The organism is Georgenia sp. SUBG003, from assembly GCF_000715355.2.
Taxonomy (GTDB): Bacteria; Actinomycetota; Actinomycetes; order Actinomycetales; family Actinomycetaceae; genus Georgenia.
This window is the reverse complement of sequence record NZ_CP180204.1, coordinates 2,388,654-2,411,301: the sequence shown is the minus strand read 5'-3', so window position 1 is coordinate 2,411,301 and position 22,648 is coordinate 2,388,654. Positions and strand designations below refer to the sequence as shown.

Sequence of the window (22,648 nt, the reverse complement as noted above, 5' to 3'; positions counted from 1 at the left end):
CGTCGCTCCCGCGGAGAGGCAGGCATGGACCGGTTGCTCGACGAGCTGGGCGGCATCGTCGCCGCCGGTGACCCAGGAATGTTCGACGCCTGGTTGGACGCCCTCCCGCCTGCCGAACGGGACGTCCTCGCCACCGCCGTCGGGACCTCGGGGGTGCCGCACCCGCCGCAGGAGCGTCGCTCCGACCGGGACCTCGTCGACCGGCAGACGGTGCTCCGCGCCCGGGCCGTGCTGGCGCTCGTGCCGACCGGCGGCGCCGCGGCGGACCGGATGACCTGGGACGCGGCGGAGATCGACCCCGTCGTCCTGCTCTCGACGATCGCGGCGCGCGGGCCCGCCTGGGCCGAGGAGTTCGTCCTCACGGCCCTCACCACCGAGAGGCGCTTCGCGTGGCAGCGGCGCGGCGTGGCCGTGCTGTGCCTGCCGCTGATCGTCCACCTCGGCATCGACCCGCCCGTGACCCCCGCGCCTGGTCCAGGCGTGGAGCGAGTACTACGCCATGTCGGCGGGAAAGTGGGACGGCACCTTCATCTTCCGCGGGGAGCCGCGGCCGCTGACCCAGCCCTGGTTCGGGGAGGACGGTGCCGTCGTGGTCCGGGACTACCGCGCCGAGGGATGTGACGACTTCACCGCCGTCTGCCGGCTCGACCCGTTGTTCCGTCGCGTGGCCCCGCACTGGGTGAGCCGCCCGCTGCTCGAGCCCGTCGAGGAGCTGCGTCCGGTCGCCCAGCACCCGGCGGTTCTTGCGGCCCTGGTGGACGAGGGGATCGTGCCCCGCGAGGAGGCCGTCGACGAGGCGCTCACCCGGTTGGCGGCCAACCCGCGGCCCGCCGAGCAGCAGTACCTCGCGAAGACCATGCGCGCGCTGCGTCTGGGGCCCGCCGACCTTGCCGACCGGCACGCCCTGGCGCTCGGCATCGTCTCCGCCGGGCACGGGTCGGCCTCAGCCGTGCTCCTGGACGCGCTGCTCGAGTCGGAGCTGACCGACGAGGACCTGGAGGAGCTGGCGCTCGTCGTCTTCGCGCGCAGGGAGAAGAAGCAGCGGTCACAGCTGATGTCCTACCTCGCGCGAGCGGTGAGGGTGGCGACGGCGGAGCAGGGCCGCGGCCGGCGAGCCACGCCGGTCCACGCGAAGGGATCTCTGGTCACGGCCCTCGGTGCCGCGGCCGAGCTCGACGACCTGCGGATCGGCCAGCGCGCCGCCGAGATGCTGCGCGAGCTCGACGCCAGTGCTCCGTCGACCCGGCCCGGCCCGGCGGCCCTCGGAACACCTAACCTCTGGGACTCCCTCCCGCCGGCGCCCCCGCCCGGACGGCAGCCACTGTTCGGCGCAGGCCTGGAGGCGTTCACCGCTGCGTTCTCCGCGGTCGAGGCGAGGCCGGGGGCCGCCGGCGAGGAGGCGCTGCTCGCGTGCTACGTCGCCTCGGTTCCCCGCCACCGGAAAGCGATCCGGACGTTCAACGCCGGCCTTCGCCGCGAGCGGGTGTTCGACGCCGGGCTGGTCAGCCGCGCGCTCCTGGACCGGTTCCGCTGGAGCCAGGAGGATCACGAGCAGCTGGTCCGGGAGCTGCGGGAGACCCTTCCGACGTCCGAGGAGCCCCGGTCCCGTTCCGCCAGGTGGACAGGCGTCACGCCCGCCGGTGCCCTGCTCGTGGCCCGACTCTCCGAGGCCCAGCTGCTGGCCGGTCACGTGCCGTGCCTGCTGAGCACGCCGAGCCTCGAGAACGGCGTGGTGACGTTCGAGGACCTGCTGGACCGGCTCCGGACCTACGGCAGCGCCCGCGCCCGCTACGGCGAGCTGGACCTGCTGCTCGCCCTGCTGCGGCTCGAGCCCGTGCCGCCGGAGCGTGCCCGGGAGCTCGCCCGCCTCACCGTGCCGAGGGCCACCGCGCCCCGCGACGCACGCCTCGACGCCGTCGCCCTGGCGCACGCCTGGGTGGCGGGCGGAGGGCTCCCGCCGCTGGACTCCGAACTGTGGATCGGCCCGCCCGTGCCGGACCCCTACGGCAGGGAGATGGGCCGGATCCGGGGCACGTCGACGGTCGTGCGCGTCAAAGGCCCCGCGGTGCCCGTCCCCGCCGACCCGAGCCACTTCCCCTCGGCGCCTCCGACCCTGTTCCTCGGGGTCGGGGAGAGCGAGCGTCACGTCATCTCGACGTGGAACCTCACGGCCGGGCTTGCCGCGTCGGTCGTGCCCTCGTGGCGGGACCTTACGGCGTCCTACTGGCTGGAGAACCTCCGCTCCGGGCTGAAGGACGGCCCGCGCCTGCTCGCCCAGGTCGCTCGCGGCACCGGGCCGGCCGGCCCGGCCACCCACCGCCGCGGCGCTCTGGCGGCCCAGCGCCGTGGTGGCCGCCCCCCGCGAGGGCGACGACGGCGCCGGCCCTGAGGACGCTGCGGCGCGAGAAGGCGTTCGCCGCCACGTCACCGAAGTAGGGGGTTGTCGGAGGCGTTCGGAACCTCGTGGAAGCAGGCATCGCCGCAGCGGTAGCGGCAGGTGAGGGCGGAGCGCCCCCGTGCCGTGGCCGGCGATGAGGGGGCAGCTGGAGGCGACGCGAGGTCGGGGTTGGGCATGACGGCTCCTCGGAGAAGGTCGGTGTCGCCGACACGTTAGGGACCGGAGGTGTCCGGCAGGTGTGGTGGTGGGTGAACGCGGGGCGAACGGCGGGTGCGTCGTTGCGTCGTCGTCGCGCTCGGCCGACACTTGGGGCCAGGCCATGTCCCGGCGCCGCGGGCGGGAGGAGGAGCGATGTCGGAACCGGTGAAGGACGGAGACCGTCCGCCACTTCCCGAGCCCCGGCGTCCCCGGCCGGGCGTCGCCCTGGGGATCGTGGTGCTCCTGGTGGTCGTCGTCGCGGTGGCCCTGCTCCTGCTGCTGTAACGGCCTGCGTCAAAACGGCCCAGGCGCGTCCGGGGCCGGGTAGTGTCCCGCCGAAAGGTACGCGAGCTGATGGGGGCAGCGCAGACCCGAGGGACCCGAGATGACTGAAGTGGTTGCCCCGCAGCCCACCGAGCTGCTCCGCCGCGGACCGGGACGACCCCGGCACGCCGACACCGAACCACGTGCCTACCGAGCGGCGCTGGAGCTCTTCGGCCGCCGCGGCTGGTCCGGTCTCACCCTAGACGCCGTCGCGTCGCACGCGGGCATCGGGAAGTCGTCGATCTACCTCCGCTGGAGCGACAAGAGCCAGCTCCTGCTCGACGCCCTGCGCGACCTGCAGGAACGGGTGCCCCTGCCGCAGACCGACGGGCTCGGGATCCGCGACCAGCTCGTCGCGCACGCCCGTGCCCGCGCCGAGCTGCTGCTGGGCGAGTACGGACCGGCGATGGCCAGCCTCTGCACCGCGGCCGCCGCGAACCCGGAGGATCTCAGGCAGCTGCGGGAGGTGGACCTCTCCCGCGGCGTGTGCGGGCTGACGACGCAGGTCGAGGAGGCGGTGGCCTCCGGCGAGCTGCCGGCCGGCACCGCGGCGCGACCGCTCCTCGAGGCGATCGAGGGCGCGATCCTCGTGCACATCCTCGTCGCGCCCACCCAGACGGCGGCCGAGATGCGTGCCGATCTCGACCGTTACGTCTGCGACCTGGTGGACGCCCAGCTGCGGGCGCTCCGCCCGTAGCGCCGGCGGTCCTTGCTCGGCCGCACGCCGGGAGGGCGTCCACGGGGCTCTCCGCGCTCGCCGTGCGGTCCGTACGGGTACGACAAGGGCCACCGCCCTGCGTGCCGCAGGGCGGTGGCCCTTCCTTCCGTCGGGGTGGCGGGATTTGAACCCACGACCTCTTCGTCCCGAACGAAGCGCGCTACCAAGCTGCGCCACACCCCGGAAGCAACCGCATCAGAATAGCGGAGCCGACCCCCGCTCGTGAAACTCACCCGCTGTGACGCGGCGCACGCCGGCGGCAGCTCGGCCGGCCGGGGCAGTGGCTGCGGCGGCCGGGGGTGTCACGAGACCCGGGGCACGAGCGTGAGCAGCGAGGCCTCGGGCCGGCAGGCGCCGAGAAGGCGGCCGCCAACCGGCGGCTCCTGCTGCGGCGGGTGGGGATCACCCTCGCGGCGGTCGCTGTGCTCGCCGGGCTCGCCTGGGTGGTGCTGGCCTCGCCGCTGCTCGCTCTCGACGGTGAGCGGATCGAGATCGACGGCGTCGGCGGGCACGTCGACCCGGCTCTCGTCCGGGCCGCCGTCGAGCCCGAGATCGGCACGCCGCTGCTGCGGGTCGACACCGGCGAGGTGGCGGGCCGCGTGGCGTCCGTGCCGGCCGTCGAGGAGGCGCGGTCGCGCGGTCCTGGCCGCACGGCCTGACGGTCACGGTCGTGCGCGCGTGCCCGTCGCGTCGGCGCCCGCCGGAGGCGGCTGGGTGCTGCTCGACGACGACGGCGTCCAGGTCACGACCGTCCCCGAGGCGCCGGGCGACCTGCCCGAGGTGACCGTGCCGCTGTCCACGTCCGACGAGACCGCGCAGGCCCTCGACGCCGTGCTCACGGTGCTCGGCGTGCTGCCCCCGGACCTGCTCGGCCAGGTGGCCGAGGCCGGCGCGGAGTCCGCCGACCGGGTGACGCTCACCCTCGCCGACGGCGCCACCGTGCGGTGGGGGAGCGCGGAGGAGAGCGAGCTGAAGGCGGAGGTGCTCCTGGTGCTCCGCCAGCAGCCGGCGGGCGTCTACGACGTCAGCGTGCCCCGGTCGCCCACGACCAGCGGCTGACGCCCCCGGGCCCGCGACACGCCGCCGCCGACACGCCGGGCGACGCAGGACACCCTGCGACACACCACCACCGGTCGTTGCCCCGGCCACCGCGGCCACCTAGCGTCACCAGTGGCAGAAAATGACATAAGTCTAACCCTCAAGTAGAGGTTGAAGGTTGGGCTGGCCAAAGGACGACGAGAGGGACCGACGTGGCGGCACCGCAGAACTACCTGGCAGTGATCAAGGTGGTGGGCATCGGCGGTGGCGGCGTGAACGCCGTCAACCGCATGATCGAGGTCGGGTTGAAGGGCGTCGAGTTCATCGCCGTCAACACCGACGCGCAGGCGCTGCTCATGAGCGACGCCGACGTCAAGCTCGACGTCGGCCGTGAGCTCACGCGCGGGCTGGGCGCGGGCGCGGACCCCGAGGTGGGCAAGAAGGCCGCCGAGGACCACGCGGAGGAGATCGAGGAGGTCCTGCGCGGGGCCGACATGGTCTTCGTGACCGCCGGAGAGGGTGGCGGGACCGGCACGGGCGGCGCGCCGGTCGTCGCCCGGATCGCCCGCTCGCTCGGCGCGCTGACCATCGGTGTCGTCACGCGGCCGTTCACCTTCGAGGGGCGCCGGCGCGGGGTCCAGGCCGAGTCCGGCATCGAGGCGCTGCGCAACGAGGTCGACACCCTCATCGTCATCCCCAACGACCGCCTGCTGTCCATCTCCGACCGTGGCGTCTCCGTCCTGGACGCCTTCAAGTCTGCCGACCAGGTCCTCCTCTCCGGTGTCCAGGGCATCACCGACCTCATCACCACGCCGGGTCTGATCAACCTCGACTTCGCCGACGTCAAGTCCGTCATGCAGGGCGCCGGCAGCGCCCTCATGGGCATCGGTTCGGCGCGCGGCGAGGACCGCGCCGTCCAGGCGTCGGAGCTGGCGATCTCCTCGCCGCTGCTCGAGGCCAGCATCGACGGCGCCCACGGCGTGCTGCTGTCCATCCAGGGCGGCTCCGACCTCGGCCTGTTCGAGATCCACGAGGCGGCCCGGCTGGTGCAGGAGGCCGCGCACCCGGAGGCGAACATCATCTTCGGCGCCGTCATCGACGACGCCCTCGGCGACGAGGTGCGGGTGACCGTCATCGCCGCCGGCTTCGACGAGGGCACCGGCCCGGCCGGGTCGCACAACAAGCTCGGCGGGCGCGCCGTCGGCCAGGTGGCTTCGCAGGCGCCCGAGCCGGCCACCCGCCCCGGCGGCGTCGGCGGTCTCCCCCGAGACCGTGGAGGCCGGTGCGCACCGCGCGGCCCTGCCCACGCCGGGCGCCGCGCCCGTGCCCGGCCCGGCCGTCACGCCCGGGGCCGTCCCGGCCCCCGAGCCTGCGCCGGTCACCGCGGGCGGCGGTGTCCCCGCCTTCATCGGTGAGGACGGTCTGCCCCGCCAGCAGCGCTCCTACGAGGTCCCGCGGGTCTTCGACGAGGAGCCGGCCCGGCGCCGCGACGAGGACCTGGACATCCCCGACTTCCTCAAGTGAGCGGGCGCCCGCCGGCGGAGGCCGGAGCGGGCGTCCCGCTCCGGACCGCCGATCTCGGCCCCGGCGCGCGTGGCGTCTTCACCACCCGCGCCGGGGGTGTGTCGACGGGAGCCTTCGCCGGTCCCGCCGGGACGGGCGGGCTCAACCTCGGACCGCACGTGGGCGACGACCCCGAGGCCGTCGCGGAGAACCGGGCCCGGCTCGAGGTCGCCGTCGGCGCCCGGATCGTGTGGATGGACCAGGTGCACGGCAACGTCGTCCGGGAGGTCACCGCGGCGTCCGGGGCCGGTGCGGGGGCGTGCGACGCCCTCGTGGCCCGGGGGCGGCCGTGACCGGCGCCACCGCCAGGCCGGACCGCCGGGCCCGCACCGCCGTCGTCGAAGCGCGTGCCGAGAAGCTCGGCCGTGTCGCGGAAGAGGCGCGCGAGGATGGTGCGCTCGACGTCGTCGATCCGCGAGGCGAAGCCGCCGGGCACCGGGCGGAAGGCCTGCACTACTTCCCCTCCTGGTCCAGGGTCGCCCAGAGCCCGAACCCGTGCATCGCCTGCACGTCCACCTCCATCTGCTCGCGGTGACCCGTCGAGACGACGGCCCGGCCGCGGGTGTGGACCTGCATCATCAGCCGGCTGGCGGTCGCCTCGTCGTATCCGAAGTAGGTCTGGAACACGTACGTCACGTACGACATCAGGTTCACCGGGTCGTCCCAGACGACGGTCCGCCAGACCCGGTCCGGGACCACCTCGCGGTCCTGGGCCGTGGACTCCTGCTCGGCGGGGGCGGACGCCACCCGGGTAACGCTCACGGAACCCAGACTACGAGGTGGCCCCCGCGCCGCCCGACGTCGTCCACGGCCCCAGCCCCGGCGGCACGGTGGCACCACCGCTACCGTGACCCCATGCGGAGGACCACCACCAGCACTGCGCTGCTGACCGACATGTACGAGCTGACGATGATCGAGGGCGCCGTGCGCTCGGGCACCGCGGAACGACGGAGCATCTTCGAGGTCTTCACCCGGCGGCTCCCCGCCCGCCGCCGGTACGGCGTGGTGGCCGGCACCGCCCGCGTGCTGGACGCGATCGAGGCCTTCCGCTTCGGCCCGGAGGAGATCGACTACCTCTCGCGGGCGGGGGTCGTGGGCGACGAGACGCTCGACCTCCTGCGCGAGTACCGCTTCGGCGGCTCGGTCATGGGGTACGGCGAGGGCGAGTGCTTCTTCCCCGGCTCCCCGGTCATGACGGTCGAGGGGACGTTCGCGGACGCCGTCGTGCTCGAGACGGTCATCCTGTCGATCCTCAACCACGACAGCGCCGTCGCCGCCGCCGCCTCCCGCATGACGACGGCGGCCCACGGCCGTCCCTGCCTGGAGATGGGGGCCAGGCGCACCCACGAGGAGGCTGCCGTCGCGGCCGCCCGCGCCGCCGTCGTCGGAGGGTTCGCGGGCACGTCCGTGCTCGAGGCCGGCCGGTCGTTCGGCATCCGCGCGATCGGCACGGCCGCGCACTCCTTCACCCTCGTCCACGACGACGAGGAGGCCGCCTTCGCCGCCCAGGTCGCCACGATGGGGCCGGGCACCACCCTGCTGGTGGACACCTACGACGTCACCCGCGGCGTCGAGCGGGCCGTCGCGGCCGCCCGGGCCGCCGGCGGCGAGCTGGGCGCGGTGCGCCTGGACTCCGGCGACCTGGTGGCGCAGGCGTTCACGGTCCGCAAGCAGCTCGACGAGCTCGGGGCGACGACCACGAGGATCACCGTGACCTCCGACCTCGACGAGTACGCGATCGCCGCCCTCAACGCCGCCCCGGTGGACTCCTACGGGGTGGGCACCAAGCTCGTCACCGGCTCCGGCCATCCCACCGCCGAGCTCGTGTACAAGCTGGTCGCCCGGGAGGGCGCCGACGGCCGGATGGACGAGGTGGCGAAGGCGTCGGCGTCGAAGGAGTCTGTGGGCGGGCTGAAGGTGGCCGGCCGCGTGCCCGACGAGGAGGGCCGCGCGGCCGAGGAGCTGGTGGTCTCCTGCGGGACGTTCGAGGACGGGCTGGCCGAGCTGGCGCGGGCCGGGGCCCGGCCGCTCCAGGTGGAGCTCGTCCGGGGCGGCGAGATCGTGGAGGAGCACCGGGGCGAGGGGGCCCTCGCGGCGGCGGCGCAGCGGCACCTGCGGTCGCGGGCGGAGCTGCCCGTACGCCGGCTGGCGGACGGCGACGGCAGGGGCGGCGTCCAGGACCGCCTGGACGACGGAGTCCGGGCCGCGTGCCGGGCCGTGCCGTGGCCGGCCGACCACCAGCAGGCAGGACCGCGCGCCCTCGTCCCTCAGGGTCTCCGCCGGGTCGAGGACGGACCGGACCAGCTCCACGGACACCGCGGGGAACCGCTCGTGCGCCCGTGCCAGGAGGGCGTCGAGCCCGTTGCGCCCGGCCCGCGGTGCCGCTCCCGCCGAGGAGTGCAGCACGCGCAGCCCCGCCGCGCCGGGCCGCCTCCTCGAGACCGAACGCCAGGGGAGCGGCTCCGTCGGCCGGGAGGTCAAGCCCCACCGTGACGGGCGCCCCCGGGGCGCCCCGGCGGCCGGTCACGACCACGACGGTGCCGTGGCCCCGGCTGACCACGCCTCGTGACACGGACCCCAGCACGGAGCCGGTGAGCCGGCCGCGTCCTCCGTGACCGAGCACCACCATCGACGCCGTGCGGGTCAGGTCCAGCAGGGCGGTCGTGGGGTCGCCGAGCACCTCGCGCGCCCGCACGGCAAGGCCGGGGCGAACCTCCGTAACCCACTCCCGCGCCGCCAGCGTGACCCGCCGGCCGGCGGCGTAGGCGGTCGGGAGCGGCGCGACGTGGTCGTACGCGTACAGGACCAGCAGGTCGGCGTCGTGCCAGTGCGCCTCGTCGGCGGCCCACAGGACGACCGGCTCGTCCTTCGCCGAGCCGTCGACGCCGACCACCACCGGGCGGCGGAGGGAGGGGGCCTCGGAGCTCATCGTGACCTCGCCGGGCGGCCCTGGCGGGTCATCTCCATCGCGACCACCTTCATCGGTGCGTGCCGTCCAGCGGCAGGGAGGCAGGGCGCGGCCGTGCCCTGCTCCGACGAGCGTATTCCGCCCCCGGCACGGGCGGGCGCGATCGGACCGGCACCGCGCGTGGGCGTGCTCGCACCCTCCGGTGACGGACGACTACCGGCGCAGCACCTTGCGGGCCAGGAAGTTCCCCAGGAACTGCACGAGCTGAACCAGGACGACGATGACGAGCACCGTCACGTACGTGACGACCCAGTCGAAGCGCTGGTAGCCCTGGGTGAGCGCGAAGTTACCCAGGCCGCCGCCGCCGACGATGCCGGCGAGGGCGGACATGTCGACCACCGCCACGAAGATGAAGGTGTACCCGAGGATCAGCGGCGCGAGAGCCTCGGGGATGATCACCGTGCGGATGATGCGCAGGGGAGAGGCGCCCATGGACCGGGCGGCCTCGATCACGCCCGGGTCGAGCGCCACGAGGTTCTGCTCGACGATCCGTGACGTCGCGAACGACGTCATGATCGCCGCGGGCACGATGAAGGCCTCCGTGCCGATCCGCGAACCGGTCAGGGCGATGGTCAGCGGGCCGACCGCCGTGATGAAGATGACGAACGGGATCGGCCGCACGAGGTTCACCAGCACGTTCAGGCCGGTGAAGACGTAGCGGTTCTCCAGCAGGCCACCGCGGCGGGTCGTGTAGAGCACGAGGCCGAGGAGGAGCCCGACGACCCCGCCGATGCCGAGGGACAGGCCGACGATGTAGAGCGTCTGCCCGAAGGCCTCGAGGAAGACGGGCCAGTCGTTCGCCCAGTCGAACTTCATGCGCGCTCCCTCCCCGTGAGAGCGGGATACTCCTGGACGTCGGTGAACGTGCGCAGCTCCGCGAGCGCCTGTCCGATGGAGGTCGCCTGACCCGTCAGCGAGAGCGTCAGCGACCCGAAGGGCCGCTCGCCGATCTCCGTGATGCCGCCGTAGACGATCGCCCCGTCCACGGCGTTGTCGGCGAAGGTGCGCATGATGCGCGCGGAGGAGCCGGTGTCCTCCTGGACGCCCACGGTCACCAGCGTGCCGGGGTGGGTGGCAGCGAGCCGGTCGAGCACCTCCGGGCTCGGCCGGTCGCGCAGCGACGTACCGACGAACCGCCTGGTCGCCGGGTGCTGCGGGTTCGAGAACACGTCGTAGACCGCTCCCATCTCGATCACGCGGCCGTGCTCCATCACCGCGACGCGGTCGCAGAGGTACTTCACCACGTCCATCTCGTGCGTGATGACCACGATGGTCAGGCCCAGCTCGGCGTTGACCCGACGGAGCAGGCCGAGCACCTCGCGGGTGGTCTCCGGGTCGAGCGCCGAGGTCGCCTCGTCGGCCAGGAGGATCTTGGGGCTGCTCGCCAGGGCGCGGGCGATGCCGACGCGCTGCTTCTGCCCGCCCGAGAGCTCGGCGGGACGGGCCTGCGCCTTGTCGGCGAGGCCGACGAACCGCAGCAGCTCGGCCACGCGTTCCCGGCGCCTCACGGCGTCCCAGCCCGCCACCCGCAGCGGGTAGGCGACGTTCTCCGCCACGGACTTGGAGGAGAAGAGGTTGAACTGCTGGAACACCATGCCGATGTCCGTGCGCAGCGGCCGCAGCTGCTTCTCGCTGAGGGCGGAGACGGTGTGGCCGTCCACCCATACCGTGCCGGACGTGGCGCGCTCGAGGCCGTTGATCAGGCGCACGAGGGTCGACTTCCCGGCACCGGAGTAGCCGATGACGCCGAAGATCTCGCCGTTCTCGATGTCCAGGGTGACGTCCTCGACGGCGTGCACCGCCTTCGGCCCGTCGCCGAAGGTCTTGTGCACGCCGTCGAACCGGATGATCGGGCTCATGCGCCCATCTTCCCGGGGACCGCCGTCCGCCGCCCGGGGGAGGTCATTCGCCCAGGCTCGCCTGGACCTCGGCGAGGATCTCCTGCAGCTCCTCGGGGCTCTGGTCCGCCATCGAGGCGGTGCCGCCCGCGGACTCCTGCAGCGCCTCGGTCACCTCGGGAGACTTGTGGATCTCGACGAGCTGCTGGAACGTCTCGTTGCCGGCGTCCTCGGCGCGGGCCACCCACACGTTGATGTACGGGCGCGCACCCTCGGACTCGGCGCTGTCGGCGAAGAGCGCGTCCTCCGGCTTCAGGCCGGCGTCGTCGATGAAGTCGTTGTTGACGACGGACGCGTCGACCGAGTCGAGCGAGACGACGGTCTGGTTGGCGTCGACGGGCGTGACCGTGACCTTCGACTCCTCCTCGACGATGTCGGTGGGGTCCGGCACGACGCCTGCGTCGTCGGCCAGCGTGATGAGCCCGGCCTCCTCGAGCACGAAGAGCGCGCGCGCCTGGTTGGTGACGTCGTTGGGGACGGCGACCTCGCCGCCGTCGGGGATGTCCTCGAGCGCGTCGTGCTTCAGCGAGTACAGCGCGAGCGGGTACACCGCCGTGGCGCCGATCGGGGTCAGGTCCTCGCCGTCGGCCTCGTTGTACTGGGCCAGGTACAGGATGTGCTGGAACTGGTTGAGGTCCAGGTCTCCGTCGGTCAGCGCGGGGTTGGGCTGGGTGTACTCGGTGAAGTCGACGACCTCGACCGAGATGCCCTCCTCCGCGGCGAGGTCCTCGAAGATGGGCCACTGCGGGTCGCTGGCGCCGACGACGCCGATGCGGACCGGGTTCTCCTCGGTGCCCTTCTCGGCGGATTCGTCGGACCCGGAGCCGCCGCAGGCGGCGAGGGTCAGGGCGAGGGCGGCGGACGCGGCGACCGCACCGCCACGGCGCAGGTTGAACATGGTGAGTCCTTCGATAGGTCCGGGCCGGGCACCGGGGGCGCCGGGCGGAGACCGCCGGGGGGGTTGGCGGCTCGACTGGTTCCAGAAAACAGCGCGGTGCGGCCTCGTGCGAACCGTGAGCCGCGCGGTCTCAGGATTCGGTCGCCACGGAGGCCGGATGAGGCGGACATCACGCGTGCCCGCCGGGGTGGTCGCGCCCGGCGGACGGTCCGCGCTCTGCGGAGGGGCGGAAGGTTGGTCGCTTCCGCGTGCGGGGAGGGTGCGCGGATGGCGCACGCCATCTTGACGCAGGGTAGGTTGACTCCGTGTCGAAGCCGATCGTAACCCTCGCCACCTGCGCCGCGCTGCCGCAGCTGTCCGAGGATGATGCTCCCCTGCCCGACGCCCTCGCCGACCGCGGCATCGAGCCGCGCATCGCGGTGTGGGACGACCCGGACGTGGACTGGTCCGCCGCCGGGACGGTCGTCCTGCGCTCCGTGCACGACTACGCGTTCCGGCGCGAGGAGTTCGTGAGCTGGGCCGAGTCGGTGCCCCGGATCTGCAACCACGCCGACGTCGTCCGGTGGAACACGGACAAGCACTACCTCGTCGAGCTGCAGAAGCGCGGGATGCCCACCATCCCCACGGTGTGGCTGGAGCCCGAGCGCAACTACAGCAAGCACCAGGTGCACACCCGCTTCCCGGCGAGCGGTGACTTCGTGGTCAAGCCGGCCATCTCCTCCGGCGCCCACGACACCGGCCGGTACACGGCCGTCGACGCCAGCTCCCGCCAGCAGGCGATCTCCCACGCGATGGACCTGCTCTCGCAGGGCCGCAGCGTGATGGTGCAGCGCTACCTGGAGTCGGTGGACCAGCGCGGCGAGACGGCGCTGATCTTCATGAACGGGCTCGTCTCGCACGCCGTCGAGAAGGAGGCGATGCTGCACGGCCCGTTCCGCGGCGAGACGGAGGCGCCGAAGGAGGTCGCGCACGCCCGGGAGGCCACCGAGGCCGAGTGGCGTCTGGGCGAGGAGGCCCGCAAGGCGATCCACTCCTACATCAAGGACCGGATGGGCCGCGACGAGCAGCTGACGTTCTGCCGCATCGACGTCGTCGAGGGGGAGGACGGCATGCACGTCATGGAGGTGGCCCTGGTGGACGCCTCGCTCTACCTCTCGACCACGCCGGGCGCCGTGGAGAGCTTCGCCGACGCGATCGCGGTGCGCGCGTTCTGGTGACCGGCTCGGATCGACGAAGAGGGCGGGCCGCTGTGCGGCCCGCCCTCTTCGGTACCCGGGTGAGTGACGGGACTTGAACCCGCGACATCCGCGACCACAACGCGGCGCTCTACCAGCTGAGCTACACCCACCATGCTGCCGTGAACTCCCCGGCAACAGTGGACGAGCATAGCCGATCACCGGTCGGCTCCCGTAACCGCGGCGCCGTGGTCTGGGTCACGTCGCCGCGTGCTGCGCGGCCTCCTTCTGGGCCGCCTCCTCCGCGAGCGCCTCGACGACGGCGGAGGTCGGGGCCTCGGTGACCGCCCGGGCGGCCGCCTTGGCGGTCGGGGAGTCGGGTCCCTCGCCGGCCGGGAAGAGCACCGCCCGGTAGTACCGCAGCTCGTCGATGGACTCGAGGATGTCGGCCAGCGCCCGGTGCCCGCCGTTCTTCGCGGGGGACTGGAAGTACGCGCGCGGGTACCAGCGGCGCGCGAGCTCCTTGATCGAGGAGACGTCGACGATCCGGTAGTGGAGGTGGTCGACGAGCTCGGGCATGTCACGGGCCAGGAAGGTCCGGTCCGTCCCGACGGAGTTTCCCGCCAGGGGCGCCCTGCGCGGCTCCGGGACCCACTGGCGCACGTACGCGAGGACCTTCTCCTGCGCCTCAGCCATCGACAGGCCGTGCTCGAGCTCCTGGAGGAGCCCGGAGGTGGTGTGCATCTCCCGCACCACGTCGTTCATCTGCTCGACCGAGCCCGGGGTCGGGGCGATGACGAGGTCCAGTCCGGCGTCGAGCGGCACCAGCTCGGAGTCCGTGACGACGACGGCGACCTCGACGAGGGCGTCCTTCTCCAGGTCCAGGCCGGTCATCTCGCAGTCGATCCAGACGATCGGATCCCTGGGGGCGGTGTTTCTGCTCACCGGGTCAGCGTAGTCGGATCATCTCAGCCCGCCGCGGTGCCCCCAGCAGGACTCGAACCTGCAACCTACGGATTAGAAGGCCGTTGCTCTATCCATTGAGCTATGGGGGCCTCGGTGAACGAGGGTAGCGTCCGGCGCGCTTGCGCCAGGACACCGTGCGCATCACGGACAATGGGGCCGTGACCACCCTGAACCACGACCGTCCTGCAGCACCCACGGACGGTTCGGCGGCGCAGGAGCAAGGTCGCGGTCCGCGGCTCTCCGTCGTCACCGATCTTCGCGCCGACGTCGAGCGTGCCACCTTCCCGCTCGACCTTCCGGGGGCCGAGGAGCTGCGCGAGCTGCGTGAGCAGGTCCTCACCCAGACCGGCGCCCGGCTGCTGCCGAGGCTGCGCCGGGCCGCCGCGCCCGCAGTCGTCGTCCTCGGCGGTTCCTCGGGCGTGGGAAAGTCGACGATCCTCAACTCGCTCCTGGGCGGAGAGGTCAGCGAGGCCGGCGTGCTGCGCCCGACCACACGCCGCGCCGTCGTCGCCGTCCACCCCGACGACGCGGGTCACGTCGAGGGCCAGCCTCTCGCGGAGCTTGCCGCCGTGGTCACGCATCCCGAGGTGCCCGCCGGCCTGGCCCTGCTCGACGCGCCCGACCTGAACTCGGTCCACGCCGGCAACCGCTCGCTCGCCAACCGGCTGCTCGAGACCGCCGACCTGTGGGTGTTCGTCACCACGGCGTCCCGCTACGGTGACGCGCTGCCCTGGCGCCTGCTCACCGAGGCCCACGGGCGCGGCATCACCACGGCCGTGGTGCTCAACCGGCTGCCGCGCCGCGTGCGCGCCGCGGTTCGCGCCGACCTGCTCGCGCGCATGGACGGACTCGGGCTCGGCTCCGCCCCGCTCTTCGTCCTCCCGGAGACCGGGCCGCTGGAGGGGCCGCTCGAGCCCGCGGTGGTCAGCGAGCTGAAGGAGTGGCTGACGCTGGTGGCGGACCGGCCCCGCGCGGCAGGCATCGTGCGCCGGACGACCCGGGGGGTCTGGGCCGCGTTGCGCGAGCAGCTCCTCACGCTGGCCGCGGGCGCCGACGCGCAGGTCGAGGCCGCCGCCACGCTGCGCGGCCTCGCCGAGGAGGCGGCCGACGTCCCGGTGCAGGAGCTGACCGACGCGCTGCGGGCGGGACGGGCCGGCCTGGGCGCCCCGACCACGCGGTGGCTCTCGCTGGCCTCGACCGGCGGCCCGCTCCCGGCCCGCGGGCGCCGCCGCGCGCCGCCGGGCCGGCCGCCGCCTGCGTGGCGGGACCGCCCGCGTGCTCGAGGAGCACGGTGCGTCGTGGCGTGCCGAACTGCTGGGCGGCGGCGGCGAGCTCTGAGGAGACGACCTCGCGCAGGCGCGCGTCGGAGTCGAGGATCTCCTGCAGCTCCGCGATCTGGCGGGCGAGCTCGTCGCGCTCGGCCTCGAGCTCGATGCGGGAGAACTTCGTCAGGCGGCGCAGCCGTAGGGCCAGGATGTACTCGGCCTGCGGCTCGTCGAGGTCGAAGACGGCCATCAGCCGCACGCGGGCGGCCTCGGCGTCGTCCGAGGAGCGGATGACGGCGATGACCTCGTCGATGTCCGCGATCGCGACCAGCAGGCCGGCGACGAGGTGGGCCCGCTCGGTGGCGCGGGCCAGGCGGTACGAGGTGCGGCGGCGGACCACGTCGAGGCGGTGCGCCACGTAGACCTCGAGCAGCTCGCGCAGACCGAGCGTGCGGGGCTGGCCGTCGACCAGGGCGACGTTGTTGATGCCGAAGGACTCCTCCATCGGCGTGTGCCGGTAGAGCTGCTCGAGCACCGCGTCGGGGTTGAAGGTGTTCTTGATCTCGACGACCAGGCGCAGCCCGTGGTGGCGGTCGGTGAGGTTCTGCACGTTCGTGATGCCCTGGAGCTTGCGGGCGTTGACCGCGTCCTTGATCTTCTCGATCACCCGCTCCGGGCCCACCATGTACGGCAGCTCGGTGACCACGACGCCCTTCCGGCGGGCCGTGATGTTCTCGACCCTGGCGGTGGCGCGGGTGCGGAAGCTGCCGCGGCCGGTCGCGTAGGCCTCGCGCACGCCCTCCAGACCGATGATCTTCCCGCCCTCGGGCAGGTCCGGCCCCGGCACGAACCGCATGAGGTCCTCGAGCGTGGCGTCGGGGTGGGCGATGAGGTGGCGGGCGGCGGCCACCACCTCCACCAGGTTGTGCGGGGCCATGTTCGTCGCCATGCCCACGGCGATGCCGGTGGCGCCGTTGACCAGCAGGTTCGGGATCGCCGCGGGCAGCACCGAGGGCTGGGTGAGCTGGTTGTCGTAGTTCGGGACGAAGTCGACGGTGTCCTCGCCGAGGTCCGCCGTCATCGCCAGGGCCGCCGGGGCGAGGCGCGCCTCGGTGTACCGCGAGGCGGCCGGCCCGTCGTCGAGGGATCCGAAGTTGCCGTGCCCGTCCACCATCGGCAGGCGCATCGCGAAGGGCTGGGCCAGGCGGACCATCGCGTCGTAGATGGCGCTGTCGCCGTGCGGGTGCAGCTTGCCCATGACCTCGCCGACCACCCGGGCCGACTTCACGTGGCCACGGTCGGGGCGCAGGCCCATCTGGTCCATCTGGAAGAGGATGCGGCGCTGCACCGGCTTGAGGCCGTCGCGGGCGTCGGGCAGGGCGCGGGAGTAGATGACGGAGTACGCGTACTCCAGGAACGAGCCCTGCATCTCCGTGGAGACGTCGATGTCGACGATCTTCTCCGGCGGCACTTCGGTGGGGGTCTTGCGCGGCATGGGATCGATTGTCCCCGATGCTCGGGCGTGCGCCGCGCAGCGCCACGGCTCCAGGACCGGGCGGCGGGGTCTGGCTAGGCTCGGGCCATGGACGAGGCGAGGCCTTCGCCGCCGGCCGCTCCGTACCCCGCGGAGTGGGAGGCGGACGTCGTGCTGCGTGACGGCAGCGCCATGCACATCCGGCCCATCCGGCCCGACGACGCCGACGCGCTCCAGCGCATGCACCTGGCGCAGTCGGCGCAGTCGGTCTACTACCGGTTCTTCGCCCCCGTGGAGCGGCTGAGCGACAAGGATCTCCACCGCTTCACGCACGTCGACCACCACGACCGCGTCGCCCTCGTCCTCACCGAGGGCAGCGACGTCCGCGCGGTCGGCCGCTTCGACGTCGTGGCGCCGGGGGGAGGCGGAGGTCGCGTTCTACGTCGCCGACACGGAGCACGGGCGCGGCCTCGGGTCGGTGCTGCTCGAGCACCTGGCGGCAGCGGCGCGGGAGCGCGGCGTCCACCGGTTCGTCGCGGACGTCCTTCCCGGCAACGCGAAGATGATCCGGGTCTTCTCCGACGCCGGCTACGACGTCGAGCAGCGGATGGACGACGGCGTGGTGTCGGTCTCCTTCGACATCGAGGAGACCGAGCGCTCCTGGCGCGTCATGGCCGAACGGGAACGGCACGCCGAGGCCCTGAGCATGCGTGCCGTCCTGGCCGCCGGCTCTCTTCTGGTGGTGCGGCTCGGACCCGACGGCGGCGAGGGGGACGTGCTGGCCGCGGCGGGCGCGCGGTCCCTGCTCGCCGGCGGCTTCGGCGGGCCGGTCCACCTCGTCGGCCTCCGTCCGGAGACGCAGGGGGCCGACGGCGCATCGGTCCGCCGGCACGACGACCTGACCTCCGTGGAGGGGCCGGTCGAGCTGGCGGTGGTCGCCGGGCCGCCCGAGGACGTCGTCGCGTCACGCGGAGCTCCGGCGGCCCGACGAGCTCCGCGGGGGAGCCCTCGGCGACGACCCGGCCGGCGTCGATCACGACGACGCGGTCGGCGAGCTCCTCGGCCTCACTCATCAGGTGCGTGGTCAGGACGATCGAGGTGCCGCCGTCGCGCAGCTCGCGCAGCAGGTCCCACACCGCCAGGCGGGAGTGCGGGTCCAGGCCGGCGGACGGCTCGTCGAGGAAGACCAGCTCCGGCCGGCCCACCAGCGCGACCGCGAGGGCCAGCCGCTGCCGCTGACCGCCGGAGAGCCGACGTACCGGCGTGGTCGCGACGTCGGTCAGGCCGAGCCGTGCCAGAAGCCGGTCCGGATCGGCGGGCCGGTCGTGCAGGCGCGCGACGTGGGTCAGCACCGACCGCGCCCGCGGGGCGAGCGGCAGACCGCCGTCCTGCAGCATGACGCCCACCCGCTTGCGCAGCTCCGCGTCGGAGGCACGCTGCAGGCGGTCCAGGCCGAGCACCTCGAGGGAACCGCCGTCGGGACGGCGCAGGCCCTCGCAGCACTCGATCGTCGTGGTCTTGCCCGCGCCGTTGGGGCCGAGCACCGCGGTGAGCGCGCCCCGGGCGGCGGTGAAGGAGAGCCCGCGGACCACCTCGCGCGCGCCGTAAGTCTTGCGCAGGCCGGCGACCCGGAGCGCGGGGGCCGTCGCGGCGCCGTCGGGTGCGCCGGAGGACGCGTCGAAGGACGCGCCGGCGGGGGTGTCGAGCGGGAGTGGCACGCGGCCAAGCGTAGGCAGGTTTGCCGGCACGTCCCTGCCGGTGCCGAGCCTCACACGGCTGGTGAGGGTGACCTTCCTTGCGGGGAACGATTTAAGGAAGGAAACTGTTACCTAAAGCGTCAGGGGTGCGGGTGCCCCGCGGCCGCCGTCGTGCGGCAGTTCTGCAGGACCAGGGGAACCGAGGGGAGGACCACGCATGAGCACGGCCGAGCGCCAGGCCCCCGAGACCGAGGCCTCCACGCGCGAGCGCGTCCTCGAGCTCGTCGTCGAGCAGGGGCCGGTGTCCGCGGCGACGCTCGCCCGCGTCCTCGAGCTCACCCCGGCCGCCGTGCGCCGCCACATCGCCCACCTCGAGGAGGCGGGGCAGATCGTGGTCCACGAGCCGGGCGGGCCCGGCGTGCGCCGCCGTGGCCGCCCCGCACGCCACTACGTGGCCACCGACGCCGGACGGTCGGTCCTCACCGACGCCTACTCCGACCTCGCCACCCACGCGCTCGACTTCCTCGTGCAGGTGGCCGGTCCCCGAGGCGCTCGAGAACTTCGCCGAGGCGCGCGTCACCGAGCTCGAGCGGCGGTACCGCCCGCTCGTCGAGCAGGCCGGACGCTCGCTCCCGGACCGCGTCCACGCCCTCGCCGGCGCCCTGACCGCGGACGGCTACGCCGCGACCACCCGCACGGTCGGCGCGCAGGCCGTCGCGCTGCAGCTGTGCCAGGGGCACTGCCCGGTCCAGGACGTCGCCGAGGGATTCCCGCAGCTGTGCGAGGCTGAGACCCAGGCGTTCTCCCGGCTGCTCGGCGTGCACGTGCAGCGTCTCGCCACCCTCGCGTCGGGCGGGCACGTGTGCACCACGCACGTACCGCTCGCCGTCGCCCCGGCGAAGATCCCCGTCCGGCCGGGCTCCGCGCCGGCCACGGAGCCGGAGAGAACGCCCGCACCGACCCCGTTCACCTCTTCCCAGACCACCACGTCGCCGACCGGCGGCGGCACGGAAGGAAACCGATGACAAGTCCCACCCAGCAGGAGGTCACGGCGCCCGACGCCATGACCGAGGACGAGAAGATCATTGCCTCGATCGGCAGCTACAACTACGGCTGGCGCGACTCCGACGACGCCGGTGCGAACGCCCGACGTGGTCTCGACGCCGACGTCGTGCGCAACATCTCGGCCCTGAAGAACGAGCCCGAGTGGATGCTCAAGCGCCGTCTGAAGGCACTGAACCTCTTCGACAAGAAGCCCATGCCGGGCTGGGGCGCCGACCTGTCGGACATCGACTTCGACAACATCAAGTACTTCGTGCGCTCCACGGAGAAGCAGGCCACCAGCTGGGAGGACCTGCCCGAGGACATCAAGAACACCTACGACCGCCTGGGCATCCCGGAGGCCGAGAAGCAGCGCCTCGTCGCCGGCGTCGCCGCGCAGTACGAGTCCGAGGTCGTCTACCACCAGATCCGTGAGGACCTCGAGGCCCAGGGCGTGATCTTCGTCGACACCGACACGGGACTGAAGGAGCACCCGGAGATCTTCGAGGAGTTCTTCGGCTCGGTCATCCCGGCCGGCGACAACAAGTTCGCCTCCCTCAACACCGCGGTGTGGTCCGGCGGCTCGTTCGTGTACGTCCCGAAGGGCGTCCACGTCGAGATCCCGCTGCAGGCCTACTTCCGGATCAACACCGAGAACATGGGCCAGTTCGAGCGGACGCTGATCATCGCGGACGAGGGCTCCTACGTGCACTACGTCGAGGGCTGCACCGCGCCGATCTACCAGTCGGACTCGCTGCACTCGGCGGTCGTGGAGATCATCGTCAAGAAGGACGCCCGCGTCCGGTACACGACCATCCAGAACTGGTCGAACAACGTGTACAACCTCGTCACCAAGCGCGCCACGGTCGAGGCCGGCGGCACGATGGAGTGGATCGACGGCAACATCGGCTCCAAGGTGACCATGAAGTACCCGGCCGTCTACCTCATGGGTGAGCACGCGCGCGGGGAGACGCTGTCCATCGCCTTCGCCGGCGAGGGCCAGCACCAGGACGCCGGCTCCAAGATGGTGCACCTCGCGCCGAACACGTCCTCCTCGATCGTGTCCAAGTCGGTGGCCCGCAACGGCGGGCGTGTCTCCTACCGCGGGCTGGTCCAGGTGCTCGAGGGTGCCACGCACAGCAAGTCGAACGTCCTGTGCGACGCGCTGCTGGTCGACCAGGTCTCCCGCTCCGACACCTACCCGTACGTCGACGTCCGTGTCGACGACGTCGAGATGGGCCACGAGGCCACCGTCTCGAAGGTGAGCGAGGACCAGCTGTTCTACCTCATGTCCCGGGGCATGGAGGAGACCGAGGCCATGGCGATGATCGTCCGCGGCTTCGTCGAGCCCATCGCCCGTGAGCTGCCGATGGAGTACGCCCTCGAGCTCAACCGCCTGATCGAGCTGCAGATGGAAGGATCCGTCGGCTGATGACCGCCACCACCGAGAAGAACCTGACCACCGACCACACCCGCGCCACCGCCGACGCCGCCCACAGCCACGGCGGTGGCACCGTGCCGGAGGCGTCCCGGGCCGACCGCGGCACGTCGTTCGCCCTGTCCGACTTCCCCGTGCCGACCGGGCGCGAGGAGGACTGGCGCTTCACGCCGGTGGACCGCCTCCAGAAGATCTTCGCCGGCGAGCTCCACGGGACCGGGCCGGTCGTCACCGTGGACGCCGACGACGCGGTCCGCGTCGAGCGTGTGGGTCGCGACGACGCCCGCCTGGGCAAGGTCGGGGCCCCCGGCGACCGCGCCGCGGCCGCCGCCTGGGAGTCCTTCGGCGAGGCGCTGGTCGTCACCGTGCCCAGGAGCCACACCGGCGGCAACCACACGATGGTCTCCATCAACGGCGACGCCGCCGCGGCCGAGGAGCCGGCCGCGCAGCACCTGCTCGTGGTCGCCGAGGAGCTCAGCGAGTCCCTCGTCGTCCTGGACCACCGGGGTACGGCCCACGTCTCGCAGACCGTCGAGATCGACGTCCGCGACGGCGCCCACCTCACCCTGGTCTCCGTGCACGACTGGGAGGACGGCGCGGTGCACCTGTCCTCGCACCGGGCCAGGGTCGGTCGCGACGCGCGTCTGAAGCACATCGTCGTGACCCTCGGCGGCGACGTCGTCCGCGTCACCCCGGACGCCGCGTTCACCGCCCCGGGCGGCGACGTCGAGCTGCTGGGTCTGTACTTCACAGACGCCGGCCAGCACCAGGAGCACCGCCTCTTCGTGGACCACGCCGTCGAGCGGTGCAAGTCCCGCGCCACCTACAAGGGCGCGCTGCAGGGCCAGGACGCGCACGCCGTCTGGGTCGGGGACGTCCTGATCCGCAAGGAGGCCGAGGGCACCGACACCTACGAGCTCAACCGCAACCTGGTGCTCACCGAGGGCGCCCGGGCCGACTCGGTGCCGAACCTCGAGATCGAGACCGGGGAGATCGAGGGGGCCGGGCACGCCTCGGCCACCGGCCGGTTCGACGACGAGCAGCTGTTCTACCTGCGCTCGCGCGGCATCCCCGAGGCCGACGCCCGCCGCCTGGTGGTGCGCGGCTTCTTCGCCGAGCTGATCAACCAGATCGGCGTCCCGCTGGTCCAGGAGCGGCTGATGGCGGCCATCGAGGCCGAGCTCGACCGCACCATGGAGGCTGCCCGCTGATGACCGCCGAGCACGTCGCCGACGTGACGGACCTCGAGCCCGGGGAGGCCATGCGCCTCGAGCTCGACGGTCCGGACGGCTCGCCGCTGCCGGTCGCGCTCGTGCGCGACGAGGAGGGCGGGTTCCACGCCATCTCGGACATCTGCTCCCACGGGCAGGTGAACCTCTCCGACGGCGAGGTCGAGGGCTCGACCATCGAGTGCTGGCTGCACGGGTCGACCTTCGACCTGCGATCCGGCCGACCGCTCAGCCTCCCCGCCACCCAGCCCGTCCCCGTCTACCTCGTGACCGTGGACGGCCAGCGCGTCCTGGTCGACGTCGACGCCACCGCCGACGTCCGCAGCTGACCGCCGCCGCCCACTCCCAGACCCCAGGAAG

At 73.1% G+C, this 22,648-nt stretch carries 17 protein-coding genes, 3 tRNA genes and 5 pseudogenes; 14 read left to right on the top strand and 11 right to left on the bottom strand.

Annotated features, from left to right (window positions below; genetic code table 11):
* The first annotated feature begins 499 nt into the window (after positions 1-499).
* From DA06_RS12110 to DA06_RS12100, 3 genes are all read left to right on the top strand, one after another.
* Complete coding sequence (locus DA06_RS12110; protein ID WP_418607835.1) at positions 500-2,389, top strand: hypothetical protein; 1,890 nt, start codon at positions 500-502, stop codon at positions 2,387-2,389.
* A gap of 360 nt (positions 2,390-2,749) precedes the next feature.
* A complete protein-coding gene (locus tag DA06_RS12105; RefSeq protein ID WP_418607833.1) occupies positions 2,750-2,881 on the top strand; it encodes a hypothetical protein in 132 nt (43 codons plus the stop codon).
* 100 nt (positions 2,882-2,981) lie between these two features.
* Positions 2,982-3,617 (top strand): TetR/AcrR family transcriptional regulator, encoded by a 636-nt coding sequence (locus DA06_RS12100; protein WP_418607831.1) that lies wholly within the window; start codon positions 2,982-2,984, stop codon positions 3,615-3,617.
* A 130-nt stretch (positions 3,618-3,747) separates the two neighbouring features.
* On the opposite strand, the gene DA06_RS12095 is transcribed toward DA06_RS12100, so the two are convergent.
* Positions 3,748-3,821 (bottom strand) — tRNA-Pro (locus DA06_RS12095).
* Between the two features lie 116 nt (positions 3,822-3,937).
* Here DA06_RS12095 and DA06_RS12090 point away from each other — a divergent pair.
* The 4 genes and pseudogenes from DA06_RS12090 (at position 3,938) to DA06_RS12075 (ending at position 6,532) form a co-directional block, all read left to right on the top strand.
* Entirely contained in the window at positions 3,938-4,297 is a 360-nt protein-coding gene (locus DA06_RS12090; protein ID WP_418607830.1) for an FtsQ-type POTRA domain-containing protein, read from the top strand.
* 19 nt (positions 4,298-4,316) lie between these two features.
* Positions 4,317-4,697, top strand: coding sequence for a cell division protein FtsQ/DivIB (locus tag DA06_RS12085; RefSeq protein WP_052436681.1), 381 nt, complete (start codon positions 4,317-4,319; stop codon positions 4,695-4,697).
* Positions 4,698-4,888: 191 nt separating this feature from the next.
* Positions 4,889-6,200, top strand: a pseudogene (gene ftsZ / locus DA06_RS12080) (cell division protein FtsZ).
* Entirely contained in the window at positions 6,197-6,532 is a 336-nt protein-coding gene (locus DA06_RS12075; RefSeq protein ID WP_418607829.1) for a laccase domain-containing protein, read from the top strand. The pseudogene ftsZ and the gene DA06_RS12075 overlap by 4 nt, the downstream one beginning before the upstream one ends.
* Before the next feature lie 160 nt (positions 6,533-6,692).
* On the opposite strand, the gene clpS is transcribed toward DA06_RS12075, so the two are convergent.
* Positions 6,693-7,001 carry an ATP-dependent Clp protease adapter ClpS gene (gene clpS / locus DA06_RS12070; protein ID WP_418607827.1) on the bottom strand — a complete coding sequence of 103 codons (309 nt, stop codon included), beginning with the start codon at positions 6,999-7,001 and terminating at the stop codon, positions 6,693-6,695.
* 93 nt (positions 7,002-7,094) lie between these two features.
* Between clpS and DA06_RS12065 the strand changes: the two are divergent.
* Positions 7,095-8,399 (top strand): annotated as a pseudogene (locus DA06_RS12065) (nicotinate phosphoribosyltransferase); the annotation flags it as partial.
* Between the two features lie 376 nt (positions 8,400-8,775).
* Here the strand turns inward: DA06_RS12065 and DA06_RS12060 are convergent.
* The 4 genes and pseudogenes from DA06_RS12060 to DA06_RS12045 all read right to left on the bottom strand — a co-directional run.
* Positions 8,776-9,168, bottom strand: a pseudogene (locus DA06_RS12060) (universal stress protein); the annotation flags it as partial.
* Positions 9,169-9,360: 192 nt separating this feature from the next.
* Positions 9,361-10,023 (bottom strand): methionine ABC transporter permease, encoded by a 663-nt coding sequence (locus DA06_RS12055; RefSeq protein WP_043500376.1) that lies wholly within the window; start codon positions 10,021-10,023, stop codon positions 9,361-9,363.
* Positions 10,020-11,066 carry a methionine ABC transporter ATP-binding protein gene (locus DA06_RS12050; protein ID WP_043500375.1) on the bottom strand — a complete coding sequence of 349 codons (1,047 nt, stop codon included), beginning with the start codon at positions 11,064-11,066 and terminating at the stop codon, positions 10,020-10,022. The genes DA06_RS12055 and DA06_RS12050 overlap by 4 nt, the downstream gene beginning before the upstream one ends.
* A gap of 43 nt (positions 11,067-11,109) precedes the next feature.
* Positions 11,110-12,003 (bottom strand): MetQ/NlpA family ABC transporter substrate-binding protein, encoded by an 894-nt coding sequence (locus DA06_RS12045; RefSeq protein WP_043500374.1) that lies wholly within the window; start codon positions 12,001-12,003, stop codon positions 11,110-11,112.
* 305 nt (positions 12,004-12,308) lie between these two features.
* On the opposite strand from DA06_RS12045, the gene DA06_RS12040 reads away from it, so the two are divergent.
* The gene (locus DA06_RS12040; protein ID WP_043500372.1) at positions 12,309-13,220 is read left to right on the top strand and encodes an ATP-grasp domain-containing protein; all 912 of its coding nucleotides are present in this window, start codon (positions 12,309-12,311) and stop codon (positions 13,218-13,220) included.
* A gap of 58 nt (positions 13,221-13,278) precedes the next feature.
* On the opposite strand, the gene DA06_RS12035 is transcribed toward DA06_RS12040, so the two are convergent.
* The 4 genes and pseudogenes from DA06_RS12035 to DA06_RS12020 all read right to left on the bottom strand — a co-directional run.
* Positions 13,279-13,351: transfer RNA gene (locus DA06_RS12035), tRNA-His, on the bottom strand.
* Between the two features lie 85 nt (positions 13,352-13,436).
* Entirely contained in the window at positions 13,437-14,123 is a 687-nt protein-coding gene (gene orn, locus DA06_RS12030; protein ID WP_418607823.1) for an oligoribonuclease, read from the bottom strand.
* 37 nt (positions 14,124-14,160) lie between these two features.
* Positions 14,161-14,233, bottom strand: a tRNA-Arg gene (locus tag DA06_RS12025).
* A gap of 1,168 nt (positions 14,234-15,401) precedes the next feature.
* A pseudogene (locus DA06_RS12020) lies at positions 15,402-16,904 on the bottom strand (DNA gyrase/topoisomerase IV subunit A); the annotation flags it as partial.
* A gap of 292 nt (positions 16,905-17,196) precedes the next feature.
* Here DA06_RS12020 and DA06_RS12015 point away from each other — a divergent pair.
* Positions 17,197-17,430 (top strand): annotated as a pseudogene (locus tag DA06_RS12015) (N-acetyltransferase family protein); the annotation flags it as partial.
* Positions 17,431-17,551: 121 nt separating this feature from the next.
* Here DA06_RS12015 and DA06_RS12010 read toward each other — a convergent pair.
* Complete coding sequence (locus tag DA06_RS12010) at positions 17,552-18,601, bottom strand: ABC transporter ATP-binding protein (protein WP_418607822.1); 1,050 nt, start codon at positions 18,599-18,601, stop codon at positions 17,552-17,554.
* Between the two features lie 196 nt (positions 18,602-18,797).
* On the opposite strand from DA06_RS12010, the gene DA06_RS12005 reads away from it, so the two are divergent.
* The 4 genes from DA06_RS12005 (at position 18,798) to DA06_RS11990 (ending at position 22,617) form a co-directional block, all read left to right on the top strand.
* Positions 18,798-19,370, top strand: coding sequence for an HTH domain-containing protein (locus tag DA06_RS12005; RefSeq protein WP_418607821.1), 573 nt, complete (start codon positions 18,798-18,800; stop codon positions 19,368-19,370).
* Positions 19,371-19,601: 231 nt separating this feature from the next.
* On the top strand, positions 19,602-21,053 hold the full coding sequence (gene sufB / locus DA06_RS12000) for a Fe-S cluster assembly protein SufB (protein ID WP_043500357.1): 1,452 nt from the start codon (positions 19,602-19,604) through the stop codon (positions 21,051-21,053).
* Entirely contained in the window at positions 21,053-22,270 is a 1,218-nt protein-coding gene (sufD, locus tag DA06_RS11995) for a Fe-S cluster assembly protein SufD (RefSeq protein WP_043500355.1), read from the top strand. Before sufB ends, sufD begins: the two co-directional genes overlap by 1 nt.
* A complete protein-coding gene (locus tag DA06_RS11990; RefSeq protein ID WP_043500353.1) occupies positions 22,270-22,617 on the top strand; it encodes a non-heme iron oxygenase ferredoxin subunit in 348 nt (115 codons plus the stop codon). Before sufD ends, DA06_RS11990 begins: the two co-directional genes overlap by 1 nt.
* Positions 22,618-22,648 lie beyond the last annotated feature (31 nt).